This window comes from Stieleria sp., from assembly GCF_041595215.1.
In the GTDB taxonomy this organism is placed as follows: Bacteria; Planctomycetota; Planctomycetia; order Pirellulales; family Pirellulaceae; genus Stieleria; species Stieleria magnilauensis.
The window spans coordinates 1-2,463 of the sequence record NZ_JBFHKV010001184.1; the positions used below are offsets into that span (position 1 = coordinate 1).

The 2,463-nt window shown below is 60.2% G+C and carries 4 protein-coding genes; 3 read left to right on the top strand and 1 reads right to left on the bottom strand.

What is annotated here, in order from left to right; all coding sequences use genetic code 11:
* The 3 genes from ABX749_RS29475 to ABX749_RS29485 form a co-directional block, all read left to right on the top strand.
* The coding region (locus tag ABX749_RS29475; protein WP_372899189.1) for a F0F1 ATP synthase subunit gamma at nt 1–289 on the top strand (289 nt) is incomplete at its 5' end.
* A gap of 72 nt (nt 290–361) precedes the next feature.
* A complete protein-coding gene (gene atpD / locus ABX749_RS29480) occupies nt 362–1,810 on the top strand; it encodes a F0F1 ATP synthase subunit beta (RefSeq protein ID WP_145217476.1) in 1,449 nt (482 codons plus the stop codon).
* A gap of 3 nt (nt 1,811–1,813) precedes the next feature.
* Entirely contained in the window at nt 1,814–2,200 is a 387-nt protein-coding gene (locus ABX749_RS29485; RefSeq protein WP_095737799.1) for a F0F1 ATP synthase subunit epsilon, read from the top strand.
* 68 nt (nt 2,201–2,268) lie between these two features.
* On the opposite strand, the gene ABX749_RS29490 is transcribed toward ABX749_RS29485, so the two are convergent.
* On the bottom strand, nt 2,269–2,463 hold a 195-nt coding region (locus tag ABX749_RS29490; protein ID WP_372899190.1), incomplete at its 5' end, for a hypothetical protein.

Below are 2,463 nucleotides of genomic sequence, written 5' to 3' on the forward strand. Positions count from 1 at the left end.
CGATCAAGACGATGCCGGCGGCACCAACGTCGAATACGAATTCCTGCCCTCGGCGGAAAGCATTCTCGAAGAAGTCGTGCCGACCAGTTTTAAAGTCCGCCTGTTCAAGTGTTTCTTGGACGCCGCGGTCAGCGAACAAGTCGCGCGGATGATCGCCATGAAGGGCGCCACCGAGAACGCCGGCGACATGATCAAACAACTCTCGATGACTTACAACCGGGCCCGACAGAGCCAGATCACCGGCGAGATCATGGAGATCATCGGCGGCGTCGAAGCTTTGGAAGGTTAAATCCACACACTCTGGTGACCGGTCGCACCAGGCGGCCCGCCCCACAACACGTTTTTAGCGAAGAAGAATAGCATGTCCACCGCAACCGAAACTCGCGTCGTCGGCAAAGTCACGCAGGTCATCGGGTCGACGTTCGACGCCGAATTCCCCGAAGGCCAAATGCCGAAGATCTACAACGCTCTGGAAGTCAAGAGCGAGCACAAAGGGGTCTCGATCGACTTGGTCGGCGAAGTCCAACAGCACCTCGGCGGCGGACGTGTCCGTGCGATCGCACTGGGCAGCACCGACGGCATGATGCGTGGCATGGACGTCATCGATACCGGCAAACCGGTGTCGGTCCCCGTCGGAAAAGAAACGCTCGGTCGCGTCTTCAACGTGCTCGGCGAACCCATCGACAAACGTGGCGAGGTCAACGCCGAAGATTACTGGCCGATTCACCGTCAAGCACCGCCGGTCAACGAGCTGTCGACCAACACCGAATTGTTCGAAACCGGGATCAAGGTCGTCGACCTGCTGACCCCCTTCGTCCGCGGCGGGAAAGCCGGGCTGTTTGGTGGTGCGGGCCTGGGCAAGACCGTGATTCTGACCGAATTGATCGCCCGGATCGCCAGCAGCCACGGCGGTTACTCCGTGTTCGCCGGTGTCGGTGAACGGACCCGCGAAGGCACCGACCTGTGGTTGGAAATGCAGGAAACCGAAATCGGTCAAACCGGACGCAAGGTCATCGAGCAAACCTGCATGGTGTTCGGCCAGATGAACGAGCCGCCGGGATCCCGTCTTCGCGTCGCCCTGTCGGCGTTGACGATGGCGGAATTTTTCCGCGACACGACCGGAGCCGACACGCTGTTGTTCGTCGACAACATCTTCCGTTTCTCCCAAGCCGGTTCGGAAGTGTCCGCATTGCTCGGACGGATGCCTTCGGCGGTCGGTTACCAACCGACCCTGGCGACCGAAATGGGTGCCCTGCAAGAACGAATCACGTCGACGAAAAAGGGTGCGATCACGTCGGTCCAAGCCGTCTACGTGCCCGCGGACGACCCGACCGACCCCGCCCCGGCAACCGCCTTCGGCCAGTTGGACGCGTTCATCTATCTGGAACGATCGATCTCGGAAAAAGGGATTTATCCCGCCATCGACCCGTTGGCGTCCAACTCGCGGATTCTCGATCCGCAGTACGTCGGTGATCGCCACTATGCGATCGCACGTCGCGTCCAGACCACGCTGCAACGCTATCGTGAACTGCAAGACATCATCGCGATTCTGGGTGTCGACGAATTGAACGAAGACGACAAGACGATCGTGCACCGTGCACGCCGAATCGAACGATTCCTATCCCAACCCTTCTTGGTCGCCGAAGTCTTTACCGGAAAGGCCGGTGAGATCACGCCGCTGGAAGATACGATCCGCAGCTTCGAAGAAATCTGTGACGGCAAGTGGGATCACCTGCCCGAACAAGCCTTCATGTACGTCGGTTCGATCGAGCAGGCCGAGGCACAAGCCAAGAAGATGGAGAAGAAATAAGTCATGGCGATACGCTGCATCGTAGTCACGCCCGAACGCACCGAAGTGGATTGCGAAGCCGATTCGGTGACGCTGCCCATGTACGACGGATCGGTCGGCATCCTGCCCGGACGCGCCCCGATGATCGGTCGGTTGGGTTTCGGTACGCTCCACCTGGCGACCGCGGCGGGTCCGCAGCGGTACTTCGTCGACGGCGGCTTCGCCCAGGTCGAAGGCAACGTCGTCAGCTTGCTGACGTCACGCTCGATCTCCGTCGATCTGCTCGATGTCGGCAAAGCGGAGGAGGCGCTCGAAGTCGCTCAAGAGATGCCGGCTTCGACACCCGAGTTGGCGCAACTGAAGGACACCGCCGTCCGACGCGCCCGCGGTCAACTACGCTCAGCCCGCTAGGCTTTGTCCAGGACCGCTCTTAGCACGTAGGGCATGCTGTGCATGCCTGCAGTCACGCACAGCGTGACCTACACGCTCTCTCGATCTCGTCCTTCATCCGGCGAGACCACCGCCACGATCCCGGCGAGATCCTTGTGTTGTTCCTGCCGGAAAGCACACTCGTCAAATGCGACGATCTGCCAACCCGCCTCGACGATCACGCTGCGGACATAGCTCGGCGAATGAAGGTACCGATGATTCCGTGAAACGACAACGTCATCGGA

Coding starts and splice junctions, on each gene's coding strand:
- atpD (WP_145217476.1), top strand. CDS start 362: ATGTCCACCGCAACCGAAACTCGCGTCGTCGGCAAAGTCACGCAGGTC.
- ABX749_RS29485 (WP_095737799.1), top strand. CDS start 1,814: ATGGCGATACGCTGCATCGTAGTCACGCCCGAACGCACCGAAGTGGAT.